Raw genomic sequence first — 643 nt, 5'->3', positions numbered from 1 at the left:
GGGAGGGGCGAATGCTGGACATCATGCTGCCGCGCGGGTAGTTTCGTGGCAAGAGGGGCACTGGCATGACCCCCGTTCATGAGGCAGCGATGGATTTCCCCGATCGGTTCTCGGACCTACCGGACTATGCGTTTCCGCGCCTGCGGAGCCTGCTTGATTCGCACAAGCCGGGCGGCGCGCCCCTCGCCATGACCATCGGCGAGCCGCAGCACCCCTATCCCGACTGGGTCGGCCCCACGATCGCCAATGCCGCGGCGGGGTTCGGCAAGTATCCCGTGAACGAAGGCTCGGAGATGCTTCTGGGCGCGATCTCGGGCTGGATCTCGCGGCGCTACGGCATCGCGGTGGCGCCCGACCGCTGCTGGCGCTCAACGGAACGCGCGAGGGGCTCTACAACGCCGCGATGGCGCTGTGTCCCGAGGCCAAGGCCGGGCAGCGTCCCTTGGTGCTGATGCCCAACCCGTTCTACCAGGTTTATGCCGTGGCCGCGCTGTCGGTGGGGGCGGAGCCGCGCTACCTGCCCGCGACCGCCGACACGGGGTTCCTCCCCGATCTCGACGCGATTTCGCCCGAGACGCTGAACCCGTGCGGCGATCTTCTACCTCTGTTCGCCGTCCAATCCGCAGGGCGCCGTGGCCCTCCG

Annotated in this window: 1 pseudogene; it reads left to right on the top strand. The window is 68.6% G+C overall.

Features of this window, described 5'->3' with window-relative positions:
• Positions 1-89: 89 nt before the first annotated feature.
• Positions 90-643 (top strand): annotated as a pseudogene (locus MBELCI_RS19000) (aminotransferase class I/II-fold pyridoxal phosphate-dependent enzyme); the annotation flags it as partial.

The organism is Limimaricola cinnabarinus LL-001, assembly GCF_000466965.1.
Taxonomy (GTDB): domain Bacteria; phylum Pseudomonadota; class Alphaproteobacteria; order Rhodobacterales; family Rhodobacteraceae; genus Limimaricola; species Limimaricola cinnabarinus.
The sequence above is the reverse complement of the archived record's forward strand: the minus strand, read 5'-3'. Positions and strand labels throughout refer to the sequence as shown.